Origin of the sequence: Nonomuraea sp. NPDC050663 (assembly GCF_044456985.1) — a bacterium.
Lineage (GTDB): Bacteria > Actinomycetota > Actinomycetes > Streptosporangiales > Streptosporangiaceae > Nonomuraea.
Window position 1 is genome coordinate 274,213 of sequence record NZ_JBITGL010000005.1, and the last position, 22,331, is coordinate 296,543.

The window sequence follows — 22,331 nt, forward strand, 5'->3', positions numbered from 1 at the left end:
CACCCCGTGAGCACCCCGTGAGCACCCCGTGAGCACCGCGCGCGCCGCGACCCGGTGGATCAGCGCCGACCTGCGGGCCAGGAAGGGCCAGGCGGCGCTGACGGTGCTGGCCGTGGCCGGCATCCTCGCGGCCCTGCTGACCGGGGCGACCCTGCTCGAAGAGGGCACCAATCCGTGGCGCTCGCTGTTCGGCCAGACCAACGGCGCGCACATCTGGATCCACACCACCGAGCGCCCCGACGTGTGGCGGCTGCGCGAGCTCGACGGCGTGGCCACCTCCGCCGGGCCGTACCGCTCGGCGCCGGTCACGCTCGTGCAGGACGGCAAGCGGCCGCAGGCGGCGCTGCGCGGCCTGCCCGCCCAGCTCCCCGAGGTGGCCAGGCCGCAGGTCCAGGAGGGCAGGTGGCTGAGCTCGGAGCAGCCCGACGGCGCCGTGGTCGAACGTTCCTTCGCCAGGGCGTCGGGCCTGCGGCTGGGCGCGTCGCTGACGCTCAACACGGTCGGCGGTTCGCGCCAGGTGCTCTACGTGCGCGGCATCGCCGACTCGGCCGAGCAGGGCTTCTATCCCGAGTGGACCCCCGGGCTGATCTGGGTGCTGCCCAGCACGCTCGACAGGATCGAGCCCAAGCACGAGCTCAGCGAGTGGGTGACGGGCCTGCGGCTGGCCGACGCCGACGCCACCCAGGTGGTCTCGCAGCGGGTGCTGGTCGAGCTGAGGCAGGTGGAGCGCGTCTACACCTGGCGCGAGGTGCGGGCGGCGATGGAGCTCGACAACCGGCTGCTGGGCACGCTGCTGGCGCTGTTCGGCGTGGTCGGGCTGGTCGCCGCGGCGCTGGCGCTGGCCAACGCGGCGGGCGGGCGCGTGCTGGGCCAGCTGCGCGACCTGGCGACGCTCAAGTCGCTCGGCTTCACGCGCGGCCAGGTGGCGCTGCTGCTGGTGGCCGAGCACGGCGCGCTCGGCCTGCTCGGCATCGGTCTTGGCCTGGCCGCAGGCTGGGTGCTGCCGGTGGTGCTGCTGGGCGCCGGGGCGGCCGCGCCGCTGCCGGTGCTGGCCATCGGGGCGGGGGCCGCCCTCGTGGTCCTGGCCGCGGTCGGCCTGCCCGCCTGGCGCGGCGGGCGCACCCCGCCGATTCCGGCCGCGCCCGCCGCGCCGCCCAGGGGCCACCTGTCGCGGCTGGCCAGGCTGGCCCTGCTCGTACGGCTGCCGCCCGCGCTGGTGCTCGGCACCCGCGACGCCTTCACCCGCAGGGTGCCGGCGTTCCTGACGGCCTTCGGGCTGGCGGTGCCGATGATGATGATCACGATCGGGCTGGGCGTGTGGGCGACGCTCGACGGTTTCCTGAAAAATCCTGAACAGGTCGGGCAGAGCGCGGCCCTCATCGTCAAGACCGGCAAGCTCACCCAGGGCCAGGCCGAGGAACTCATCGCCCGCGAGCCCGACGTCGAACGTTCCTACCCGGGCAGCACCGTCAACGCGCTGGCCCCGGGCGAGGCCCGCTCGGTCCAGGTCAGGGCCATCGGCGGCTCCCGCGAGCCGTACCCCTACCCGGTCGCGGAGGGCCGCGGCTACAGCCAGCCCGGCGAGGGCGTGGCAGGACAGGGCCTGCTCGACCTGCTCGGCGTGAAGATCGGCGACCGGGTGCGCCTGACCGTGGGCGGCAGCCCGCTCATCGTCCGCATCGTGGGCCGGGTGGTCGAGCCCGACCTCGACGGCCAGGTGCTGTCGGTGGGCCTCGACACGCTGGAGGCCAAGGACAGCGTGCCGCCCGGCTACCACGCGCTCGTGCTGAAGCCGGGCGCCGATCCCGGCGAAGTGCGGCTGCGGCTGCTGTCGGCCTCTCAGGAGGGGCTCGACGTGCAGCGGGTCGTCAACCCCGCCGAGCGGCTCGGGGTGCTCCGGCCGGTGATCGCCGCGCTGATCACGGTGCTCGCCCTGATCGGGCTGGCCAACCTGCTCACCGCCATCGGGCTCGGCCTGCGCGACCACGCCTCCGACCTGGCGGTGCTCAAGGCGATGGGCCTCACGCCCCGGCAGGTCACCGCGACCCTCGTGACGGCGACCGGGCTCCTGGTGGTGGTCGGGGTGCTGACCGGCACCGCCGTGGGCGCCGCCACCGTGACCGGCCTGATCGACCTGCAGGGCCACACCAGCGGCGTCGGGGCGGGCATCGGGCGACCGCCCGCCGCGGTCACCCTGGTCGTGACGGTGCTCGCGGCGGTGAGCGCGGCCCTCGCGGTGGCCCTGATCCCGGCCCGCCGCGCCGCCCGCGCCCACGTCACCACCGCCAGGCTCACGCACGGGGTTCCCAGCGGAAGGTCCTGACGGCCACGGCGACCGCCGCCGCGGCGATGGCGGCCCCCAGCACCAGGGTCAGCGGGGCCGTGGAGACCGGCCCGCCCCACGACAGGCGGATGAGCTGCGAGATCGCGCCGCCCGGCACCAGCAGCTGCGGCAGTGTGACCGCGTCGACCGGCGTGTTGAGCACCCAGAACATGCCGCCGAGGAGCAGGAGGTAGACGGGCGCCGTGGTGATCTGGGCGGCCTCGGGGGTGCGCGTGAAGGCCGCGGTGAGGAAGGAGAAGGCGCCCCAGGTGACCGCCCCCGTCAGCGCGGCGGCGGCCAGCAGCAGGGGACGGCCGGGCAGCTGGCCCGCCAGGCCGAGGAAGAGCCCGATCTGCAGCAGCGACAGCACGATCAGCGGGCCGATGAGACCGGCGATGATCGACGGCACCGGTGTCGGCGACGAGCGCAGGCGCTTGAGGTAGAGCTGCTGCCGCCTGCTGGTCAGGGTGGTGGTGCCGGCCAGGAAGACGGTGAAGCCCATCATCATCATGACGTGCAGCACGGCCATCTCGGGCCGGTCGTTGCGGCCGTTGACCAGCATGAGGGCGAGGAAACCGAGCGGCAGCACGGTCGCCATCACCAGGATGGTGCGGTTGCGGAGGATCAGCCGGAGCTCGGCCAGCGCGATGGTGATCATGAGTTCACGTCCTTGAAGATCTCGGCGAGGGAGGCTTCGGTGGCCGACAGCTGCTTGAGGGTCTGGCCCTCGGCGTCGGCCCAGGCCAGCAGGCGGTGCAGGTCGGCCTGGAGGCAGCGGGTGCGGATCGTCAGGCGCCTGCCGTCGAGCGCGGCCTGGCCCTCGAAGAACGGCAGCTTGTCGGGCACGGCGGGCAGCTCGCAGCGGATCCTGGAGGCGTAGGCGCCCACGACCTCCGCCAGCGTGCCGCTGACCGCGATACGGCCCCTGTGCATGATCGCGATCTGGTCGGCCAGCGCCTCGGCCTCCTCCAGGTAGTGCGTGGTGAGCAGGATGCTCCGGCCCCGCTCCAGCAGGTCGCGCAGCACCCGCCAGGTGCGCTCGCGCGACTCGGGGTCCAGGCCGGTGGTCGGCTCGTCGAGGAAGAGCAGGTCGGGGTCGGTCGAGATGGCCAGCGCCAGGTCCAGCCTGCGCCGCTCGCCGCCCGACAGCTGCTGCACCCGCACGTCGCGCCGGTGGTCCAGGTCCACCTCCGCCAGCGGGTCGGCAGGCCCCTGGCGCTCGGGGTGCAGCCGCTGCCACATGCGCAGCGTCTCGGCGGCGGTCAGCTCGCCGGCGAACCCTGAGTCCTGCAGCATGGTCGCGACCGTCCCGGCCAGGCGGCGCCGGTGGGTGAAGGGGTCCAGGCCCATGACACGCACCTGGCCCTCCTGGGCCCGGCGGTGACCCTCCAGGGTCTCCAGCGTCGTGGTCTTGCCCGCGCCGTTGGTGCCGAGCAGGGCGAACATCTCGCCCTGGTGAACCCGCAGGTCGATGCCGTCCACGGCGACGAAATCGCCGTAGGTGGCCCGCAGTCCCTCTACCTCAACTGGTGTCATGGCCCCAGACTCGCCCGGTCCGCGCGCGGTCAGTAGTGCCGGACGAGGCCGTGACCGCGTGGGGTTGTCACAAGAACCGATGACACATGTCACACGCCCGGACAGGCACAATCACCGGTATGCGAGCCTCACCGCTGACCAGACTGCGGCACGTGACGATCTGGACCCTGGCCGGTCCGCCGCTCGTGTTGTGGCCGCTGCTGGTGATGCCCCTCACCGGCGACGGACCGCGGGGCGTGATCGCGATCGTGCTCGTCACGCTGCTCGTGGCGGCCACGATCAGGCTGATGCTGCGAGCCGTGGACATCGTGCGCGGGCGCGGCGCGTGGCTGGAGGCGGCCTCCGGAGCCCTGGCGGCGACGGCGGCCTTCCCGCTGATCCGGCAGAGCGGCGACCGGCCCGCGGCGCTGTTCTGGAGCATGGCGGCCGGACTGCTCGCCATCGCGATCGTGTTCCGGCTGCCGCAGGGACGGCGGGTCCCGGTGATCCTCGGGGTCGGGATCGTGATCCTGGCGGCCCAGTGGATCAGCGGATACCCTCCCGCGACGGCCGCGCTGATGGCCGCCTCGGCGCTGGGCACCGGCGTCGCGGTCGGCATGCAGTGGTGGACCTACGAGGTGGCGCAACGACTGGAGGACGCCAGGGTGGTGGCCGCGGAGCTGGCCGTGGCCGAGGAACGGCTGCGCTTCGCGGCCGAGCTCCACGACATCCAGGGACACCACCTGCAGGTGATCGCGCTCAAGAGCGAGCTGGCCGCCCGGGTCGCCGACCGCGACACGGCCGTCGGTCTGATGCGGGAGGTCCAGGAGCTGGCCCGCGACGCCCTCACCGACACCCGCGCGGTGGTCGGCGGCTACCGGCAGGTCTCGCTCTCCGTCGAGCTGGCCAACGCGGTCAAGGTGCTCAAGGCGGCGGGCGTGGCCGCCACCGTCACGGCCGGGGACGAGGTGGGGGGTACGGCGGGGCGGCTGCTCGGGCTGGTGGCGCGCGAGGCCACGACCAACATCCTCAGGCACTCCCAGGCGTCGAGGGCGAGCGTGGTGCTGGCCGTACAGGAGGGGCGTGGGACGCTGACGGTGACGAACGACGGCGCCGAGGAGCCGTCCGCACCGGGGAGCGGCCTGGCCGCCCTGGCCGAGCGGGTGGAGGCGGCGGGCGGGCAGTTGAGCTGGGGCAACGAGCAGGGGAGTTTCACGGTGCGGGCTGTGGTGCCGGCATGATCCGGGTGCTGATCGCCGACGACGAGGCGCTGATCAGGGGCGCGCTGGTGGCGCTGCTGGGGCTCGAGGGCGACCTGGAGATCGTGGCAGAGGAGGAGACGAGCACCGGCGCGGTGGCGGCGGCCGCACGCACCAGGCCCGACGTCGCGGTGCTCGACCTGGAGATGCCGCCGGGCGACGGGCTGGTGGCCGCCGAGCAGATCGACGCGCCCGTGGTGCTCGTGACCCGGCACGCGCGGCCGGGTGTGTTGCGCCGGGCGTTGTCCACCGGGGTGCGGGCGTTCGTGCCGAAGACCACCCCGGCCTCGCGGCTGGCGGAGATCATCCGCGAGGTGCACGCGGGCAGGCGCTACGTCGATCCCGACATCGCCGCCTCCGCGCTGACCGAGAACGACTGCCCGCTGACCGCGCGCGAGCTCGAGGTCCTGCGGGCGGCCAGGTCGGGTGAGTCGATCGCGTGGATCTCCGAGCAGGTGCATCTGGCGCCGGGCACGGTGCGCAACTACCTGTCGTCGGCGATGGCCAAGATAGGCGTCTCGTCCAGGCATGCCGCGGCGCAGCATGCCTGGGAGCAAGGCTGGATCTAGAGGTCCTTCAGCGCGAACCAGTAGAACCCGTGACCCGGCAGGGTGAGAAGGTACGGCAGCGAGCCGATCTTCGGGAAGTGCACGCCTCCGCGCGCCTCGACGGGCGTCATGCCCTCGAAGCGGCGCAGGTCGAGCTCGACCGGCTGCGGGAACTTCGCCAGGTTGTTCACGCACAGCATCAGGTCGTCGCCCTCCTCCCGCACGAAGGTGAGCACCGACGAGTTCGACGACCACATCTCCGTGTAGGCGCCCGTTCCGAAGACCGGGTGCTGCTTGCGGATCTGCAGCATGCGGCGGGTGAAGTGCAGCATGGAGCCCTCACTGCGCTCCTGCGCCTCCACGTTGACCGCCTGGTAGCCGTAGATCGGGTCCATGACCGCGGGCAGGTAGAGCCGTCCCGGGTCCGCGGTCGAGAAGCCCGCGTTGCGGTCGGGGCTCCACTGCATCGGCGTGCGCACCGCGTCGCGGTCCTCCAGCCAGATGTTGTCACCCATGCCGATCTCGTCGCCGTAGTACATGACGGGCGAGCCGGGCAGGGAGAACAGCAGGGCGTGGAAGAGCTCGATCAGGTCGCGGTCGTTGTCGAGCAGCGGGGCCAGGCGGCGCCGGATGCCCAGGTAGGCCCGCATGCGCGGGTCCTTGGCGTACTCGGCGTGCATGTAGTCGCGCTCTTCCTCGGTGACGGTCTCCAGGGTGAGCTCGTCGTGGTTGCGCAGGAAGATGCCCCACTGGGCGGTGTCGGGAAGCTTCGGCGTGCGAGACATGATCTCCGAGATCGGCTCGCGCGACTGCTTCTTGACCGCCATGTAGATGCGCGGCATGAGCGGGAAGTGGAAGGCCATGTGGCATTCGTCGCCTCCCACGGTCGGGTCGCCGAAGTACTCGACCACGTCCTCCGGCCAGCCGTTGGCCTCCGCGAGCAGCACCCGGTCCGGGTAGAGCCTGTCGACCTCGGCGCGCACCTTGCGAAGGTAGGCGTGGGTCTCGGGCAGGCCGCTGCAGGAGGTGCCCTCCCGCTCGAACAGGTACGGCACGGCGTCGAGCCGGAAGCCGTCGATGCCCAGGTCGAGCCAGAAGCGCAGCACTTCCAGCATCGCCTCCTGCACCGCCGGGTTGTCGTAGTTGAGATCCGGCTGGTGGTGGAAGAAACGATGCCAGTAGTACTGCTTGCGCACCGGGTCGTAGGTCCAGTTGGACTCCTCCGCCCCGATGAAGATGATCGGCGCGTCCGGGTAGCCGGCGGGCTCGTCGGCCCACACGTAGAAGTCGCCGTAGGGCCCCTCGGGATCGTGGCGCGAGGCCTGGAACCACGGGTGCTTGTCGCTGGTGTGGTTCATCACCAGGTCGGTGATGATGCGCAAGCCGCGTGAATGCGCCGACTCGATGAGCTGCACGAAGTCGGCCAGGTCGCCGAACTCGGGCAGGATCTTCATGTAGTCGGAGATGTCGTAGCCGCCGTCACGAAGCGGCGACTCGTACAACGGCAGCAACCACAGGCAGTCGACTCCGAGCCACTGCAGGTAGTCGAGCTTGCTGGCGAGACCCTTGAGGTCGCCGGTTCCGTCTCCGTTGGAGTCCTTGAACCCCCGGACCAGCACCTCGTAGAACACCGCCCGCTTGTACCAGCTGGGGTCCTCCCACTTGAAGGACTCACCGACGGATGGGTTGGTCATATGACGCTCACAGAAGGAGATGTGGGCAGGACGAAGTCACCGGTTCCCCGGCATCAGTTATGTGGTGACCGCGCCGCTGGAGTCGTCATCCCTGCGCACTCCATGCCCTTTCCGGGGATTGCCCGGATGTTCGCGGCGCTTACGGGCCGAACACTACCAGGCCCAGGGGTATCCGGAACCCGGATCTCGACTTGCTTACGTCATACCCTCGAGATCAGTCTGTAATCTTCTGGTTACCTACTGTTCCCATGGGCCGTCAAGCGACTCGAACCCGAAGTCGCCCAGCCAGGCGCCGAAGAGCGTGAGACCACGCACCCAGAACCTGTCGTTCCAGCCGCGGAAACGGGTCAGCGCGTCGGGTCCTGCGGCGATGACCGCGTGCAGCTCGTCGGAGAGCAGGCCGGGCACCACCCGCTGGAGCCGGGTCAGATGGGCGTGGGAGTAGGCGCGGGCGGGCGCGGCGGTCGAGCGCAGCGGCACCCTCCTGAGCGGCTGCTTGACCACGTTCGTCGAGGGCAGCGCCGCCACCCTCGGGTTGGAGGCGTGCAGCAGCTCGCGATAGAACCTGCCGCCGTCCTTGCGGGCCACACCCACCGACAGGGCGGCGTCGAAGAAGGCCGGGTGGATGAACGGCGCCGCGAAGGACGCCTCTGGGCCGACCAGGTTGACCGCGCTGCGGGCGATGCCCCGCACGGTGCGCGTGTGCAGCACCGACAGCGGCAGCTCCGCGCGGTGGCCGTGGAACATCGAGGTGGACTCCTCGAAGGAGCGCCTGACCGAGTCGCCCGCCCACTGAGCTGCCGCCTCGCTCAGGAACGGCATCGACGGCGCGCCCAGCGACAGCGAGTCGAGCAGCGCGGCGCTGCGTTCGGCCTGGGTGCGCGCCTGCAGGGCCGAGCCGCTGACCATGAAGTTCTTCAGCAGCGGGCCGCCGGCCAGGCCGTCGATGAGGACGCGGCCCGACTGGTGCACCTCCTTGGCGAAGGGGGCGTACCAGGCGTGGTGCGGGGTGAGCCACTCGAGCCTGCGCGCCACCTCCAGCGCGTCGGCGGGGTAGGCGGAGGGGTCCTGGGTGACGACGCGGTGGGGGATGCCCAGCTCGCGGGTGATGGACCTGGCGAAGGCGATGTCGGTGTCGGTGCCGTCGTCGGGGCTGGTCGTCCACGACTCCACGTCGGCGCCGCGCGCCACGGCGACGCTGGCCAGCAGGCGGGAGTCGTAGCCGCCGGAGACCGGCACCAGCAGCGGGCGGCCGTCGTAGTCCTTGTAGACCTCGTGAAGGATCTCCAGCAGCTCGCCGGCGCTGGTCCAGGCCTCGTAGGGCTCCTGGCGCAGCCAGCGCGGCAGCCTGCGCTCGATGCCGAACCTGCCGCTGGTGAGGGTGATGGCGCTGGAGCCGGGCAGGCGCTTGATCCGTGAATACGGCGTGGCCTCGCCGAGGGGGAAGGTCACCTGGATGATCGAGGCCCAGGCCTCCCAGTCGATCTCCACGCCGGCGATCTGCAGCAGGGGCTCGATGAGGGAGGAGAAGTAGACGGCGTCGGCGTGTCGCACGTAGTAGAGGTCGACCAGGCCGAGCGCGCCGGCATGGAGCACCAGCTTTTCCGGCGAACCGATCAGACCGGGCGTCTCGTAGGTCTCGGCGACCGAGATCCACTCCGCCGCGCCGTACGGCCGCCGCTCACCCCACGCGAACGCGAAGTCTTCACCGGCCCGGTGGTAGGGCGGCAGCGGAACGCTGCTGAACAGGGCGGCCTCATCGGTGCGCAGCGCGGGCTTGACCCGCGGTCCTGCCGCGGTCAGCCGGTCGAGCAGCGCGCCGTCGAACCGGCCGAGGGCGCCGCAGACGTAGGGCCGCACATTGAACTGCACCGGATGTCATCCCTTCGAGCCACCAATGTGCAAAGAGTATCCTTCGGAACCGTGAGCACGGAGCTGGAGAGCACTCGCCGGGCCCTGCGGGAGGCCATTTCCCAAGCGGAACACGCCGCCGAGCTGGCGCGCCTGCTTGACGCGGCACAGGCCAGGCTGGCCGAGGCCGAGCGCAGCGCCGAGGAGGCGCGCGCCCTGGCCGTACGGCTGGAGGAGGCCGAGGAGCGGCTGAACAAGGAGCGCGAGGCCGGGGAGAAACTCCGCAAGGAGGTCGCCGAGCAGCGCTACCAGGCCGAGGTCGCGCAGTGGAAGCTCTCCTCGATGAAGGTCGCCCGGTGGAACCGCATAGGAGATGCGCTCAAGTCGGGCAAGAGCAACCCGGTACGGCTCGCCAAGGGGCTGAAGGGCGCGGCCAAGGCGGTCAAGCGCCCGGCGGCGCCCAAGCGCAAGCCGCTCCCGATCGCCTCGGCCGACGACAGGCCCTCCTTCCAGGCCGTCTCCTCGACCCGGACGGTCGACGGCGCCTCCTTCCGTCTCAAGCCCTTCCGCATCCCGACCGGTCCCAACACCCGGCCGCACCTGACCGCCGCGGTGATCGCCGACCCGCACGCCGAGGCGCTGCTGCGCTACGAGTGGCGCCAGACCACCGGCTTCACCCCGCGTGACTTCGCCCGAGTGCTCCCGCTGGAGACGCCGCATCTGCTCGTCGTCGAGTCCGTCGCCGAGGGGCCTTGGGCCGCGGAGATCGTCGGCGCGCCGGGCGACGGCCTGCGCGCCCTGCTGGGCTGGTGCGCCGAGCGCGGCATCCGCACGGTCTTCTGGCACACCAAGGGCAGCATCGCCGACTACTCCGCCGCGGCCGAGCTGTTCGACCACCGCTTCACGGTCGAGTCCGCCTCCGGCTGGCCGCAGCTGCCCTTCGGCATCCAGCCCCGGGTGCACAACCCGCTGCCGCTGCCGGGCGGCCGCATCGACCGCGTGCTCACGCTGGAGCAGCTCCTGCCCGAGGAGCTGTCCTATCCCGACCAGCTCACCTCCTACCGCTGGCCGTCGGCGGTCTCGGTGCCGCCGGGCACCCCGCAGTGGCGCGCGGCCGAGATCGCCGCGTGCGGCACCTCCATCGGTCCCGAGCCCGACTCGCGCCGCGCCCACGCCGCCCTGCGCCGCGCCTACGCGGGCGGCACGATGACCGGGCACGTCGACGCCCTGCTGGAGGCCATCGGCCTGCCCAGCCACCGGGCGACGCTCGACATCTCGGTCATGCAGGTGCTGCCTTCCGCCGACCTGGCCGAGCCCGCGCTGGCCCAGATCGCCAAGCAGGCGGGGGTGGTGCAGCTCGTGCTGTTCGCCCCGGCCGAGCTCGAGGCGCGGGCCCGCGAGGCGCTGCCCGGCGTGGACGTCGTCTTCCGCCCGCTCGACCCGGCGCTGTCGACCGGCGCCATGCTCGACCGGGGTCTCGACCTGTGCGAGGCCGACCTGGTCGCCGTGATGGACCCGCGCGACGTGTACGGCAAGCACTACCTGTCCGACCTGACCAGGGCGTTCCTGTTCACCACCGCCGACATCGTGGGCAAGGCCGCCTACTACGCCCACCTGCGGGCCGCCCAGGCCACCCTGCTCAAGCAGCCGGAGGCGGAGTACTCCTACCTGCCCGAGGTCAACGGCGCCACCCTGCTGGCCCGCCGCGGCCCGCTGAGGGAGCTGGGCATCGCGGACCTGACGGAGGGCTGGGACGAGGTGCTGATGCGCCAGTGCCGGACCGACGGGGTCAGGGTGTTCTCGGCCGACCGGTTCGGCTACGTGCGGGTGCGCGACGAGGACCGGTGGCTGCTGGGGGCCGCTCAGCTGGTCGAATACGGTTCCGCGGAGCCTCACGCGCTCATCTGAGTCTCGATTTCGGGACATTTCGCGGACACCATCGCCACGAAAACCGCGAGACACTCTTACCAGCGAGCTCGGCGCCAACGGGGGAAATCGGCGCCGGGCCTTCGCTTTTTCCGGGACCTCGCCTCGATAATCTCTTGAGCGGGATTCTGGCGTGGGGGTGTTGTTCGGTGCCTTTCGCGGTGATCGGAGCGGAGTGGGTCTGCAGCCTGCCGAATAACACGAAAAATCGGGGCAAAGAGGTTGATGAGGTCATCCGGGACGCCCGGGCGGTCCATTCCCCCGAGAACCTCGCCGACTTCCTCGGCAGGCGGCGGGCCGACCTCGATCACTCCTGGCCCTTCCTGCTCGACTTCGCCCGCTCCGAGATCGCCGCGGGCCGCCGCGAGGTGGAGTGGATCGGCCACGTCCTCATCTCGCTCGGCCACCTCGCCGCCGAAGCCGCGGGACACTTCCTGATCGCCTACTCCTCGCCCCCGACCAGCGATCCGCGGCCCGCCCACTTCGAGCGCGCCTCCGCCGCCTACCGCGAGCTGGGCAGGCCGCTGCCCGCCGCCCTGTCGGCCCTGGCCGCCGAGCTCGCGACCTTCACGCCGCAGAAGATCCGCCAGGGTGTCGACGTCGGCGCGCTCAAACAGGCGGCCGAGGAGGTCGGCAAGGCCGACGCCGGATGCGGCAGGCGGATCGCCCATCCCGTGGTCACCCACATCGCCTGCCTGCAGCTGGCCAAGCAGGTGATGTCCGGGGGGCCGATCCCCTCGATGGCCTTCGCCGTCTCCGACGACGACCTCGTGGTGCTGCGCATCGGCATGGTCGGGGCGTTGTCGCGGCCCGACCGGGCGGCGGAGGCGGCCCGGTGGATCCAGCGGCTGCGCGGCCTGCCGGAAGGCTCCCACGAGGAGCTCGACCACCTCGTCGACCTGCTCGGCGACGTGCGCGACTGGGAGCCCCGGCTGGTGTTGTTACGCGACATGCTCGACGCCGGCGACCAGCGCGACGTGACCCTGACCGACCTGGCAGGGACCCTGCTCGAACTGCGGCGCTGGCCCGAGGCCAAGGCCGAGCTGAAGGCCAGGCTCGAGACCCGCACCGGCAGGGAGCGCAACGACCTGCTGCGCGCCATGGTGCGGATGGGCTCGATCGCGGCCGATCCCGAAGCACGCGCGTGGGCCCTCCTGCTGGAGCAGCCGCCCGCCCCGCGGGCCGAACGCGAGCTGCGTGCCCACTACGAGGGCGGCTCGCTGACCATCGACCCGTCGGTGCCGCCCGGAGAGGTCCAGGAGCACATCATGGCCGCCATGATCATGGGTCTGGGCCCCGAGCAGGCGGCGATCCTGCGCGACGACCTCAAGGAGCAGGACCCAGAGCTGCACGCCAGGGTGCTCCAGTTGCTCCCGCTGGCGGCGCGCCCGGTCTCCACGGCGGGCGCCCACCTGGCCAGGGCGACGGAGCTGTTCCGCGAGAGCCGCTACGAGGAGGCGATCGGGCAGTTCCAGGCGGCGCTGGCGATCGAGCCCGACCTGGAGTACGGCAGGCTCGGGCTGGGTGACTCCTACTACATGACAGGCCGTTACGAGCTGGCGATCGCCCAGTTCAGGCGCTCGATCGCGATCCGGCCGACGCCCCAGGCGTGGCGCTTCCTCGGCGACGCGATCCTGCGCGGTCCCGGGCAACGGCAGGAGGCCAGGCAGTGCTACGAGCAGGCCCTGGCCCTGGATCCCGACTACCAGGGCGCCCGCGAGATGTTGCGCCTGGTGAGCGGTACACCATAGGGAGGGTGGAGTTCGACATCCTTGGCGAGCCGCCCACCCCGGAGGGGACGTGGGTGCACGAGGCGGCGTACGTGTCGGCCGCGGCGCTCAGGCGCGGGCTCGACCCGCACGAGCTCGCGGCGCGCGTGCCCGGCGCGCGCGTGCTGCCGGGCGGGCTGATCAGGATCGTCGTCGAGGTCCCGGGCGAGCTGCTGAACGGCGCCTTCGAGCACATCGAGGACCAGGGCTGGCCCGACCTGCCGCGCACCTGGGACAACCCCGGATTCGTGGTGCGCTACGCCGCCGCGCGGGCCGCGAACGCGCAGCGGTGGGCGCGCGACCTGGGGGTGCCGTCCGAGCCGTTCGTGCCGCGGCTGCTCGACGGCCCCTGGGACCGCGGGGTCCTGCGGGTGCTGGCCGAGCTGCCCGGCAGGAGGGCGAGCCGCGATCCCGGATGGCCGGCGTATCTGGTGAGGCTCGCGACCGCCTATCACGATGCGCACGAGAACGCCCCGGCGCACCCCAAGGGTGACGAAGAGCCCAGCGAGCTTCATACGGCGCGTATGTGGCTGGCGCAAGCCGTACAGAAAGTACTTCCTGCGACAAAGCAGGTCTGAAGGAAAATCTCCGTCTCGACTGGTGGGCACGATGTCCACCTGCTTCCACCGGTCCGATAGCCTCGTTCGGGTGAGCCGATTCGTCCACCCCGCCGGGGACAGGCACGCCGAGATGCTGCCTCAGGAGCGCCCGCCGCTGGCGCCCGCCGACCTCAACCGGATCCACCCCGAGATCTGGCCGCGAACGTCCGGTCGGACCGACGGCGCGCTCACGATCGGCGGCGTCGACGTCCGCGACCTGGCCGAGCAGTACGGCACGCCGCTCTACGTCCTCGACGAGGACGACGTGCGCTCGCGCATGCGCGACTACGCCTCCGCCTTCGCCGGCTCCGAGGTGCACTACGCCGGCAAGGCGTTCCTGTGCAAGGAGATGGTGCGCTGGCTCGACGCCGAGGGACTGAGCCTCGACGTGGCCAGCGGCGGCGAGCTCGCCGTGGCGCTGGCCGTCGGCTTCCCGCCCGAGCGCATCACGATGCACGGCAACAACAAGTCCGAGGCCGAGCTGACCCGCGCCCTGGAGGTCGGCGTCGGGCACATCGTGGTCGACTCCTACGAGGAGATCGCCCGCCTGGGCTACCTGGCCGACAAGCACGGCAAGCGCCCCGACGTCATGATCCGGGTGACCACCGGCGTCGAGGCGCACACCCACGAGTTCATCGCCACCGCCCACGACGACCAGAAGTTCGGCCTGTCGCTGAACACCGGCGCGGCGGCCGAGGCCGTCCGCAGGATCCTGGCGCTGCCGCAGCTCAACCTGGTCGGCCTGCACTCCCACATCGGGTCGCAGATCGTCGACACCGCCGGGTTCGAGGTGGCCGCACGCCGCCTGAGCACGCTGCTGGTGGCGATCAAGGAAGAGCACGGCGTGGTCCTGCCGGAGCTCGACCTGGGCGGCGGGTACGGCATCGCCTACACCCCCGACGAGGTCGCGCCCGACGTCAAGGAGATCGCCGACTCCCTGCGCGAGATCGTGGCGAAGGTCTGCACCGACGCCGGGCTGCCGGTGCCGAAGCTGACCGTCGAGCCCGGCCGCGGCATCGTCGGCCCCGGAGGCATCAGCCTCTACACGGTCGGCACCGTCAAGGACGTCGAGGGCCTGCGCACCTACGTCAGCGTCGACGGCGGCATGAGCGACAACGTGCGCACCGCGCTGTACGGCGCCGAATACACCACCGTGCTGGCCAGCCGCGAGTCCGGCGCCCAGCCGATGCTCAGCCGGGTGGTCGGCAAGCACTGCGAGAGCGGCGACATCATCGTGCGCGACCACTACCTGCCGGGCGACCTGGCACCTGGCGACCTGCTGGCGGTCGCCGCCACCGGCGCCTACTGCCGGTCGCTGGCCAGCAACTACAACTACCTGCCCAAGCCCGCCGTGGTCGCCGTGCGCAACGGCCAGTCCCGCGTCATCGTGCAGGGTGAGACCGAGGACGACCTGTTGAGGGGGCAGCTGTGAGCGACAAACCGTTGAAAGTGGCCCTGCTGGGCTGTGGTGTGGTCGGCTCGCAGGTGATCAAGCTGATGCGCGAGCAGGCCGACGACCTGGCCGCCCGCATCGGGGCTCCGCTGGAGCTGGCCGGCGTCGCCGTACGCAAGCTCGGGCGCAAGCGCGACGTCGAGGTCGACCCCGCGCTGGTCACCACCGACGGCGAGAGCCTGGTCGCCCGCGACGACGTCGACATCGTCGTCGAGGTGATCGGCGGCATCGAGCCCGCGCGCTCCCTCATCGTCACGGCGCTGTCGAGCGGCAAGTCCGTCGTCACCGCCAACAAGGCGCTGCTCGCCGAGGACGGCGCGACGTTGTTCGAGGCGGCGCGCCAGGGCAACGGCGACCTGTACTACGAGGCCAGCGTCGCCGGCGCGATCCCGCTGCTGCGCCCGCTGCGCGAATCGCTGGCCGGCGACCACGTCAAGCGGGTGCTGGGCATCGTCAACGGCACCACCAACTACATCCTCGACAAGATGGACTCCACCGGCGCCTCCTTCACCGACGCGCTGGAGGAGGCCCAGTCGCTGGGCTACGCCGAGGCCGACCCGACCGCCGACGTCGAGGGCTTCGACGCCGCCGCCAAGGCCGCGATCCTGGCGTCGCTGGCCTTCCACAGCCGGGTGACCGCCGCCGAGGTGCACCGCGAGGGCATCACCGAGATCACCGCGACCGACGTCGCCTCCGCCAAGGCGATGGGCTACGTCATCAAGCTGCTGGCCATCTGCGCCAAGTCCGACGACGGCCGCTCGATCGGCGTGCGCGTGCACCCGGCGATGATCCCGCGCACGCACCCGCTGGCCGGGGTGCGCGAGGCCTACAACGCCGTGTTCGTCGAGGCCGAGTCGGCCGGGCAGCTCATGTTCTACGGCAAGGGCGCCGGAGGCGCGCCGACCGCCTCCGCGGTGCTCGGCGACATCGTCGCCGTGGCGCGCAACCGCCGGGCCGGCACCCGCGGGCCCGACGAGTCCACCTACGCCGACCTGCCGGTGCACGTCATGGGCGAGACCGTGACGCGCTGCCACGTGGCGCTCGACGTGGCCGACAAGCCGGGCGTCCTGGCCCGGGTGGCCGAGGAGTTCGCCCAGCACGACGTCTCGATCCAGACCGTGCGCCAGGAGGGCCACGGTGACGACGCCCAGCTCGTCATCGTCACCCACCAGGCCACCGACGCGGCGCTGACCGCCACCATGGCGGGGCTGCGCGAGCTCGACATCGTGCGGGCCGTGGCCAGCGTCATGCGGGTCGAGGGCGACTGACCCGTCGCGAGACATGGAAGAGCCCGCCTCCCGTGGCCTGGGGGGCGGGCTCTTCGCTGTACGGCAGGGGCCTGGCGTGCCCACGCGGGCCCGTGCCGTACGGCTTGGGAGGTCAGCCCGTGACGGTGAGGCTGGTCCGGGCGGAGCCGCCGTCCTTGCAGCGCACGACCACCGGGTAGGTGCCGGCGCGGGCGGCCTTGAGCACCGGCGCCCAGGCGACGGTGGGCACCGGGGCGTCGGCCCGCACCGGCTTGAAGGCGCTGGAGGCGATCGAGGCGACCTGGGAGCCGCCGCAGACGGCGGTCACGGTGACCGAGCCGCCGGTCGCGACCTTGGCCGGGCTCACGCCGACACCCGCCGAGATGGCCGACACGGAGATCGGCCCCCCGGTGGAGGTGGGAGCGGGCGTGGGGGTGGACGTCGGCTTCGAGGTCGGGGTGACCGTGGGGGTGGGCTTGGGCGTCGCGGTCGCAGTCGGGGCCACGGTGGGCGCCGGGGTCGGGTTGGAGCCGCCGAAGACCACGTCGCTGCAGGAGTAGAAGGCCTCGGGGCTGTCGCTGCGCTGCCAGATCGCGTAGATCAGGTGGCGGCCGGACTTGACCGGCAGCTTGGCGTCCAGGACGTAGGCGCCGTTGGAGAGCGCCGGGTTGGCCTTCTTGAGGAACGGCGTGCTCTCCAGGTCCGACCACTTCAGCGGCTTGGCCGGGTCGTAGCCGTCCCTGGTGATGTACAGCTCGAACCCGCCGGCGTGCGGCGCGGTGGCGCGGAACTGGAAGGTGTGGGCGGCGCCGCTGGTCAGGCTGGTGGCGGGCCAGTCGGCGCGCGCCTGGTCGAAGCCGCGGTACTTGGCGCGGCCCGCGCTGCACAGCTGGCCGTCGGGGATGAGCTCGCGGTGGCGGCCCGCGGCGGCGGCGATGTTGACCTCGTTCCAGTCGTAGAGCGGCTGCGTGCCGCCCAGCGCGACGGCGGCCTTGCAGGCGGCCGTCTTCGGGTTCTCCGGGCCCTCGGTGTAGCAGACCATCGTGCGGCTGGGCGGGTTGTTCATGGTGCCGTGCGCGTTCGCCGCGCCGGGAACGAGCGTGAGCACGAGCACGGTGGGGGCGGCGAGACTGGTGGCGACGATCGCCTTGCGGTTGATCTGCATGGAGCCAACCCTGGACCACCTCCGATGCCGAAATATGCTGCTTAAGTGGCCGTTAAGGACGGCTTATGGGCTTCTTGACGGGACCGGTGCGCAGCCAGACCTGCACCTGGGCCCCGCCCAGCGAGGAGGTGTCGAGCCGCAACGATCCGCCGGTCGACTCGGCCAGGCGGCGGGCGATGTCGAGGCCCAGCCCCGTGGATCCCGCCCCGCTCGCGCCGCGCGTCAACGCCGTCTCCGGGTCGGGGATGCCGCTTCCGGCGTCGGCCACGAGGATGCCCACGGTGCCCGTACCCGTGCCCTCGTGCAGGGTGACCGTGAACGCCGTGCCCTCGGCGGTGTGACGGAAGACGTTGCCGAGCAGCGCGTCGACGGCGGCACCGAGGTCGGCGGCGGCCACCGGCACGCGCACCGGCAGGGTGGCTCCCACCAGGTCCCAGGGCCTGCCCTGGTCCTCGGCCAGCGCCGACCAGAACGTCAGCCGCTCGCGCAGCACTTCGGCCGCGTCGCAGCCCTCGGCGGGCGCCCTGGACGGCCTGCGCGCCGCGGCGATGATCTGGTCGACCTCGCCCTCCAGCCTGCCCAGGGCCAGGCGGCTCTGCTCCGCGCCCGGCCCGAGATGGTCCAGGCTCAGCCGGAGTGCGGTCAGCGGGGTGCGCAGGCGGTGCGACAGGTCGGCCGCCAGTTCACGTTCCGCCGCCAGGAGATGGCTGACCTGGTTGGCCATGGCGTTGAAGGCCGTGGCCGCCGCGACCAGCTCCGGAGGCCCCTCGGGGTGGATGCGCTCGTTCAGCTCGCCCCTGCCCAGGGCGGTGGCGGCCCGGCCGAGCCGGCGGGTGGCGCGCACCACGCGGGCGCCCAGCCGGTCGCCGACCAGCACCGAACCGAGCACCAGCACCAGGGCCACCCCGGTCAGCACCGCCCACGAGCCGATCACGCCCCGGTTGAGCTCGCCCGCGGGGACGAACACCTCGATCACCGCGCTGCGCGCGTGGTCGAGCGCGACCGGGCGCAGCAGGATGTGGCCGTCGGCCCGTTCGAGGGTGCTGGCCGCCGTCTGCTCGGCCGCTCTGGCCACCTCGGCGGCCGGCGCCCGGCCGGTGCCGCCGACGGCCCGCGCGGGCCGCTCGACGACGTGGACGACCAGGTCACCGCGCCTGCCCGCCTCCGTGCGCGCCATCGCCAGCTCCAGATCGGCGGCCTCGGTGGTGACGGCCAGCACCGGGACCAGCGCCGAGACCTGGCGCTCGGCGTCGGCCAGAGCCCTGCTCTGCGCGGTCTCCTTGACGATGAGGGCGAGCGGCACCAGGAAGGCCAGCGCCACCATGGAGGTGACCGCGACCATCAGGACGGCCAGCGTGCCTCTCATCGCGGCGCTGACAACATGACGCCCACCCCGCGCACGGTGTGCAGGTATCGGGGAACGGCCGCGCTCTCGCCGAGCTTGCGCCGCAGCCACGACAGGTGCACGTCGATCGTCTGGTCGTCGCCGTAGGACTGCTGCCACACCTCCGTCAGCAGCTCGCGCCGCGGCACCACCCGGTCGGCGCGGGCGGCCAAATAGGCCAGCAGGTCGAACTCGCGCCTGGTCAGCGACAGCGGCACACCGTCGAGCGTGGCGGCGCGCCTGTCCAGGTCCAGCCGGAGCCCGCCCGCGTCGAGCAGCCGCGGCCGGAGCGTGGCCGACCTGGCCCTGCGCAGCACGGCGTCGAGACGGGCGGCCAGATGATCGCCCGAGAACGGCTTGACCAGGTAGTCGTCGGCGCCGATCTCCAGCAGCCTGACGATCTCCGACTCCTCGTCGCGGGCGGTGGCCACGATGACCGGCACGTCGGAGATGCCGCGCACCATGCGCAGCGCCTCGGCGCCGTCGAGATCGGGCAGGCCCAGATCGAGGATGACGGCGTCGGGCGGGTTCTGCGAGATCTCCCGCAGGGCGTCGAGCGCGCACCCGGCGCTGCGGACGGCGTGCCGCCGCCGGGCGAGCTCGTGGATCAGCGCCGACCTCACGAACTCGTCGTCCTCGACCACCAGAACCGTCGCCATGGCGGTCCAGATTACGGTACATAATGCAACGCATGCGGCGAGCCATGAAGTATGTCGCGCTATGGGCGCTGGCTACCGCTGTGGCGATCTCGATCGCGTGGTTCGGGGTGCGCGGCGTGTTGCGCGGGGAGCTGTCGGACGTGGTGATCGAGCCCGTCGCGGCGCGCACCGTCTCGGGCCCCGAGGCCGTGCCGCTCCCTGCCTCGGCCACCGCCACGAAGTCCACATCGGCCAGGCTCACCCCCACCTCCGCGCCCACCTCCGCGCCCACCTCAGCCGGGCCCTCGCCCAGCAGGACGCCGACTCGCGCGCGGCCCACTCCGTCGCGCAAGCCCTCCGCGACCAGGGCTCCCAGCCCGTCCCCGCAGGTCGCGGGCAACGTGCGGGTGGTCACAGCCAAGGGCGGCGAGGTCACCTTCACCGTCGGCGACGAGGGCTGCCGGCTCGTCTCGGCCACCCCGAAGAGCGGCTACACCGCCAAGGTGGCCGAGACGGCCGACTGGATCCGCGTGGACCTGGTCCAGGGCGCCCACGGCTCGGCGATCTTCTGCATCGGCAGGGAACGCCGCACCGATCTCTGGGAGTACTAGCCGCGCCGCTCGTGCCTGCGCAGCGCGAGCCGTACGAGAGACGCGAAGACCAGCGACATCAGCAGCAGCACGGCCACCGAGCGCAGCCACGTGCCCACCTCGTGGTCCCACAGGCCGTCGCGCATCGGCGACACGTCCATGCTCTGCAGGTCGACCGTGGCCGCCGCGGCGGCGTACCCCCACCGGCTGGGCACCAGCCAGGCCAGCTGCTCCAGGCCCGACCTGCCGACCACCTCGATCAGCTTCCCGATGAAGATGAACTGCGCCATGATCAGCACCACCATCGCCATCATCGCCTGCTCGTTGGTCGACACCAGCGCGCTGACCACCAGCCCCATCAGCGAGCACGAGAAGGCCACCAGGGCGACCACGAACACCAGCTCGACGGGCCCGAGCAGCAGCGGGTCCGACGGGCCCGCGCGGCCCAGCAGGCTGAGCCAGACGAACAGCGCGGCCTGCACGAGGTTGACGGCGCCGAGCACGAACGCCTTCGACAGCAGGTAGGCGATCGGCGACAGGCCCACCGCCCGCTCGCGGCGGTAGATCGGCCCCTCCTTGACGATCTCCCTGATCGCCCCGATGAGGCCCATGAGCGCGGCGCCGAAGATCAGGATGATCAGCAGCGTGCCCGCCTCCTCCGAACGGCCCTTCGCCGGAGGCCCCAGGCCGTCGGAACCCTCGACGACGCGCGTCATGAGGGCCAGCGCGATCGGCAGCCCGATCATGGACATCGCCGCGAGCCGGTCGGAGCGGATGACCGAGGCCATGCGCCTGGCCAGGATGGTGAACTGCCGTCCGGGGCTCTGCTTGGGAGGCGGCGCACCCGGCTGGCGGGTCTGCGGTACGGCGGAGCCGCCGCCGACGGCGCTGTAGCGACGGTAGTAGGCCGACTGGCGGAACCGCGCCGCCCACACCTCCGGCTCCTCGGAGACCATGCGGAAGACCTCGGCGTACTCCTGCACGCCGAAGAACGGCAGCAGCTCGCCGGGAGGCCCGAAGTAGCCGACCTTGCCGCCCCGGCACAACACCAGCACCCGGTCGCAGAAGCCCAGATGCAGCACGCTGTGGGTGACCACCACGACCGTGCGCCCGTCGTCGGCCAGGGCCCGCAGCGTGCCCATGACCTCCTTGTCGAGCGAGGGGTCCAGGCCGGAGGTGGGCTCGTCGAGGAAGAGCAGCGACGGCTTGGTCAGCAGTTCCAGCGCCACGCTGGTGCGCTTGCGCTGGCCTCCGGACAGCCGGTCGATGCGCAGCTTGCGCCGCTCGACCAGGCCGAGCTGGCCCAGCACCTCCTCGATGCGGCTGCGGCGCTCGGCCGCCGACACGTCCTGCGGGAAACGCAGCGCCGCCGCGTAGCCGAGCGCCCGCTCGACCGTCAGCTCCTTGTGCAGGATGTCGTCCTGCGGCACCAGCCCGATGCGGTGGCGCAGGTCGTCGTAGTTGGCGTACAGGTCGCGGCCCTCGTAGACCACCCGCCCCGAGGTGGCGGGACGGAAGCCGGTCAGGGCGCCCAGGAGCGTCGACTTACCCGCGCCCGACGGCCCGACCACCGCCATCAGGCTGCGCGCCTCCAGGTGCAGGCTGACGCCGTCGAGCAGGACCGCCTTGCCCGCCCGCACGGTCAGCTCCTGCGCCTGGAGCGAGACGGCCCCGGTGTCGACGTGGACCGCGATGCGGTCGCCCAGGTAGAGCAGCTGGTGGTGGCCGACGGAGACCAGGTCGCCCGGAGTGAGCCAGCTCTGCGTCACCCGGTGGCCGTTGACGTAGGTGCCGTTGCGCGCGCCCAGGTCACGGACGAGGACACCCTGCTGGGTGCGCTCGATCAAAGCGTGCTTGCGCGAGACGAGCAGGTCGTCTTCCAGCGGCAGGTTGTTGTCGGGGGAGCGGCCGATGGCCAGCACCGGGCCCAGGGGCAGCACGACCAGCGGCTTGCCGAGCCCCGACGCTCCCGCGGCGGGCGGCATGGTCGGCTGGCCGACCATCGTGGCGGGAACCTCGGGCAGGCGCGGGGGCGGCGGGGCAGGAGGGACGGGGGCCTGCGGCGGCACGGCCGCGGCCGTCTCGGGCGTCAGCTCCAGCAGCGGCCCGTGCTCGGCGCCGCCCAGCCGGACCGAGGCGGGGGCGGTGATCTCCAGGTCGAAGATGCGGCGCGCCCCGAGGTAGGTGCCGTTGCGGCTGCCCAGGTCGCGTAAGACCCAGATGCCCTGGTGGCAGAAGAGCTCCGCGTGGTGGCGGGAGATCCGCGCATCGACGATCGCGATGTCGCCCTCTCGCCCAATGGTCACGTGCTGCCCCGGCCTCAGCTCGAACCGCCCGGCCGGGGTGCGCACGACAATCCCCGTCATTCGG

17 protein-coding genes are annotated in these 22,331 nt (G+C 72.1%); 9 read left to right on the forward strand and 8 right to left on the reverse strand.

The annotated features are described in order from the left end of the window. The first annotated feature begins 28 nt into the window (after positions 1 to 28). Positions 29 to 2,323, forward strand: a complete 2,295-nt coding sequence (locus tag ACIBH1_RS18245; protein ID WP_397314933.1) for an FtsX-like permease family protein — start codon at positions 29 to 31, stop codon at positions 2,321 to 2,323. Here ACIBH1_RS18245 and ACIBH1_RS18250 read toward each other — a convergent pair. Together ACIBH1_RS18250 and ACIBH1_RS18255 are read right to left on the reverse strand one after the other, a co-directional pair. Beyond that, positions 2,292 to 2,981 (reverse strand): ABC transporter permease, encoded by a 690-nt coding sequence (locus ACIBH1_RS18250; protein WP_397314934.1) that lies wholly within the window; start codon positions 2,979 to 2,981, stop codon positions 2,292 to 2,294. The two genes, ACIBH1_RS18245 and ACIBH1_RS18250, sit on opposite strands and share 32 nt — an antisense overlap. Further along, positions 2,978 to 3,859 carry an ABC transporter ATP-binding protein gene (locus ACIBH1_RS18255; RefSeq protein WP_397314935.1) on the reverse strand — a complete coding sequence of 294 codons (882 nt, stop codon included), beginning with the start codon at positions 3,857 to 3,859 and terminating at the stop codon, positions 2,978 to 2,980. Before ACIBH1_RS18255 ends, ACIBH1_RS18250 begins: the two co-directional genes overlap by 4 nt. Positions 3,860 to 4,011: 152 nt before the next feature. Here ACIBH1_RS18255 and ACIBH1_RS18260 point away from each other — a divergent pair, with 152 nt between their 5' ends. Together ACIBH1_RS18260 and ACIBH1_RS18265 are read left to right on the forward strand one after the other, a co-directional pair. Further along, positions 4,012 to 5,079 carry a sensor histidine kinase gene (locus ACIBH1_RS18260; RefSeq protein WP_397314936.1) on the forward strand — a complete coding sequence of 356 codons (1,068 nt, stop codon included), beginning with the start codon at positions 4,012 to 4,014 and terminating at the stop codon, positions 5,077 to 5,079. Then, the gene (locus ACIBH1_RS18265) at positions 5,076 to 5,666 is read left to right on the forward strand and encodes a DNA-binding response regulator (protein ID WP_397314937.1); all 591 of its coding nucleotides are present in this window, start codon (positions 5,076 to 5,078) and stop codon (positions 5,664 to 5,666) included. The genes ACIBH1_RS18260 and ACIBH1_RS18265 overlap by 4 nt, the downstream gene beginning before the upstream one ends. On the opposite strand, the gene treS is transcribed toward ACIBH1_RS18265, so the two are convergent. Then, the gene (gene treS, locus ACIBH1_RS18270; protein ID WP_397314939.1) at positions 5,663 to 7,339 is read right to left on the reverse strand and encodes a maltose alpha-D-glucosyltransferase; all 1,677 of its coding nucleotides are present in this window, start codon (positions 7,337 to 7,339) and stop codon (positions 5,663 to 5,665) included. The genes ACIBH1_RS18265 and treS overlap by 4 nt on opposite strands. A 237-nt stretch (positions 7,340 to 7,576) precedes the next feature. Next, a complete protein-coding gene (locus ACIBH1_RS18275) occupies positions 7,577 to 9,211 on the reverse strand; it encodes an asparagine synthetase B family protein (protein WP_397314940.1) in 1,635 nt (544 codons plus the stop codon). 51 nt (positions 9,212 to 9,262) lie between these two features. Between ACIBH1_RS18275 and ACIBH1_RS18280 the strand changes: the two genes are divergently transcribed. The 5 genes from ACIBH1_RS18280 to ACIBH1_RS18300 all read left to right on the forward strand — a co-directional run bounded on the left by ACIBH1_RS18280 (position 9,263) and on the right by ACIBH1_RS18300 (position 16,205). Further along, on the forward strand, positions 9,263 to 11,098 hold the full coding sequence (locus tag ACIBH1_RS18280; protein WP_397314941.1) for a hypothetical protein: 1,836 nt from the start codon (positions 9,263 to 9,265) through the stop codon (positions 11,096 to 11,098). 167 nt (positions 11,099 to 11,265) lie between these two features. Next, positions 11,266 to 12,867, forward strand: coding sequence for a tetratricopeptide repeat protein (locus tag ACIBH1_RS18285; protein WP_397314942.1), 1,602 nt, complete (start codon positions 11,266 to 11,268; stop codon positions 12,865 to 12,867). A gap of 5 nt (positions 12,868 to 12,872) precedes the next feature. Then, entirely contained in the window at positions 12,873 to 13,463 is a 591-nt protein-coding gene (locus tag ACIBH1_RS18290) for an anticodon-binding protein (protein ID WP_397314943.1), read from the forward strand. Between the two features lie 70 nt (positions 13,464 to 13,533). Continuing rightward, the gene (gene lysA / locus ACIBH1_RS18295) at positions 13,534 to 14,916 is read left to right on the forward strand and encodes a diaminopimelate decarboxylase (protein ID WP_397314944.1); all 1,383 of its coding nucleotides are present in this window, start codon (positions 13,534 to 13,536) and stop codon (positions 14,914 to 14,916) included. Between the two features lie 17 nt (positions 14,917 to 14,933). Continuing rightward, a complete protein-coding gene (locus ACIBH1_RS18300; protein WP_397315330.1) occupies positions 14,934 to 16,205 on the forward strand; it encodes a homoserine dehydrogenase in 1,272 nt (423 codons plus the stop codon). 112 nt (positions 16,206 to 16,317) lie between these two features. Here ACIBH1_RS18300 and ACIBH1_RS18305 read toward each other — a convergent pair whose 3' ends face one another. From ACIBH1_RS18305 to ACIBH1_RS18315, 3 genes are read right to left on the reverse strand one after another with little or no spacing between them, the layout of a single operon-like run. Further along, positions 16,318 to 17,349 carry a lytic polysaccharide monooxygenase gene (locus ACIBH1_RS18305; protein ID WP_397314945.1) on the reverse strand — a complete coding sequence of 344 codons (1,032 nt, stop codon included), beginning with the start codon at positions 17,347 to 17,349 and terminating at the stop codon, positions 16,318 to 16,320. 52 nt (positions 17,350 to 17,401) lie between these two features. Further along, the gene (locus tag ACIBH1_RS18310; RefSeq protein ID WP_397314946.1) at positions 17,402 to 18,715 is read right to left on the reverse strand and encodes a sensor histidine kinase; all 1,314 of its coding nucleotides are present in this window, start codon (positions 18,713 to 18,715) and stop codon (positions 17,402 to 17,404) included. Further along, positions 18,712 to 19,392: a response regulator transcription factor gene (locus tag ACIBH1_RS18315; protein WP_397314947.1), complete on the reverse strand. Its 681-nt coding sequence runs from the start codon at positions 19,390 to 19,392 to the stop codon at positions 18,712 to 18,714. The genes ACIBH1_RS18310 and ACIBH1_RS18315 overlap by 4 nt, the downstream gene beginning before the upstream one ends. 32 nt (positions 19,393 to 19,424) lie before the next feature. On the opposite strand from ACIBH1_RS18315, the gene ACIBH1_RS18320 reads away from it, so the two are divergent. Further along, positions 19,425 to 19,982: a hypothetical protein gene (locus ACIBH1_RS18320; RefSeq protein ID WP_397314948.1), complete on the forward strand. Its 558-nt coding sequence runs from the start codon at positions 19,425 to 19,427 to the stop codon at positions 19,980 to 19,982. On the opposite strand, the gene ACIBH1_RS18325 is transcribed toward ACIBH1_RS18320, so the two are convergent. Next, positions 19,979 to 22,327, reverse strand: coding sequence for an FHA domain-containing protein (locus ACIBH1_RS18325; RefSeq protein ID WP_397314949.1), 2,349 nt, complete (start codon positions 22,325 to 22,327; stop codon positions 19,979 to 19,981). The two genes, ACIBH1_RS18320 and ACIBH1_RS18325, sit on opposite strands and share 4 nt — an antisense overlap. Between the last annotated feature and the right edge of the window lie 4 nt (positions 22,328 to 22,331).

What these genes read in the sequence shown, in the direction of transcription:
- ACIBH1_RS18325 (WP_397314949.1), bottom strand. Translation starts at nt 22,327, where the DNA reads ATGACGGGGATTGTCGTGCGCACCCCGGCCGGGCGGTTCGAGCTGAGG.
- ACIBH1_RS18250 (WP_397314934.1), bottom strand. Translation starts at nt 2,981, where the DNA reads ATGATCACCATCGCGCTGGCCGAGCTCCGGCTGATCCTCCGCAACCGC.
- ACIBH1_RS18320 (WP_397314948.1), top strand. Translation starts at nt 19,425, where the DNA reads ATGCGGCGAGCCATGAAGTATGTCGCGCTATGGGCGCTGGCTACCGCT.
- treS (WP_397314939.1), bottom strand. Translation starts at nt 7,339, where the DNA reads ATGACCAACCCATCCGTCGGTGAGTCCTTCAAGTGGGAGGACCCCAGC.
- ACIBH1_RS18315 (WP_397314947.1), bottom strand. Translation starts at nt 19,392, where the DNA reads ATGGCGACGGTTCTGGTGGTCGAGGACGACGAGTTCGTGAGGTCGGCG.
- ACIBH1_RS18255 (WP_397314935.1), bottom strand. Translation starts at nt 3,859, where the DNA reads ATGACACCAGTTGAGGTAGAGGGACTGCGGGCCACCTACGGCGATTTC.
- ACIBH1_RS18305 (WP_397314945.1), bottom strand. Translation starts at nt 17,349, where the DNA reads ATGCAGATCAACCGCAAGGCGATCGTCGCCACCAGTCTCGCCGCCCCC.
- ACIBH1_RS18265 (WP_397314937.1), top strand. Translation starts at nt 5,076, where the DNA reads ATGATCCGGGTGCTGATCGCCGACGACGAGGCGCTGATCAGGGGCGCG.
- ACIBH1_RS18310 (WP_397314946.1), bottom strand. Translation starts at nt 18,715, where the DNA reads ATGAGAGGCACGCTGGCCGTCCTGATGGTCGCGGTCACCTCCATGGTG.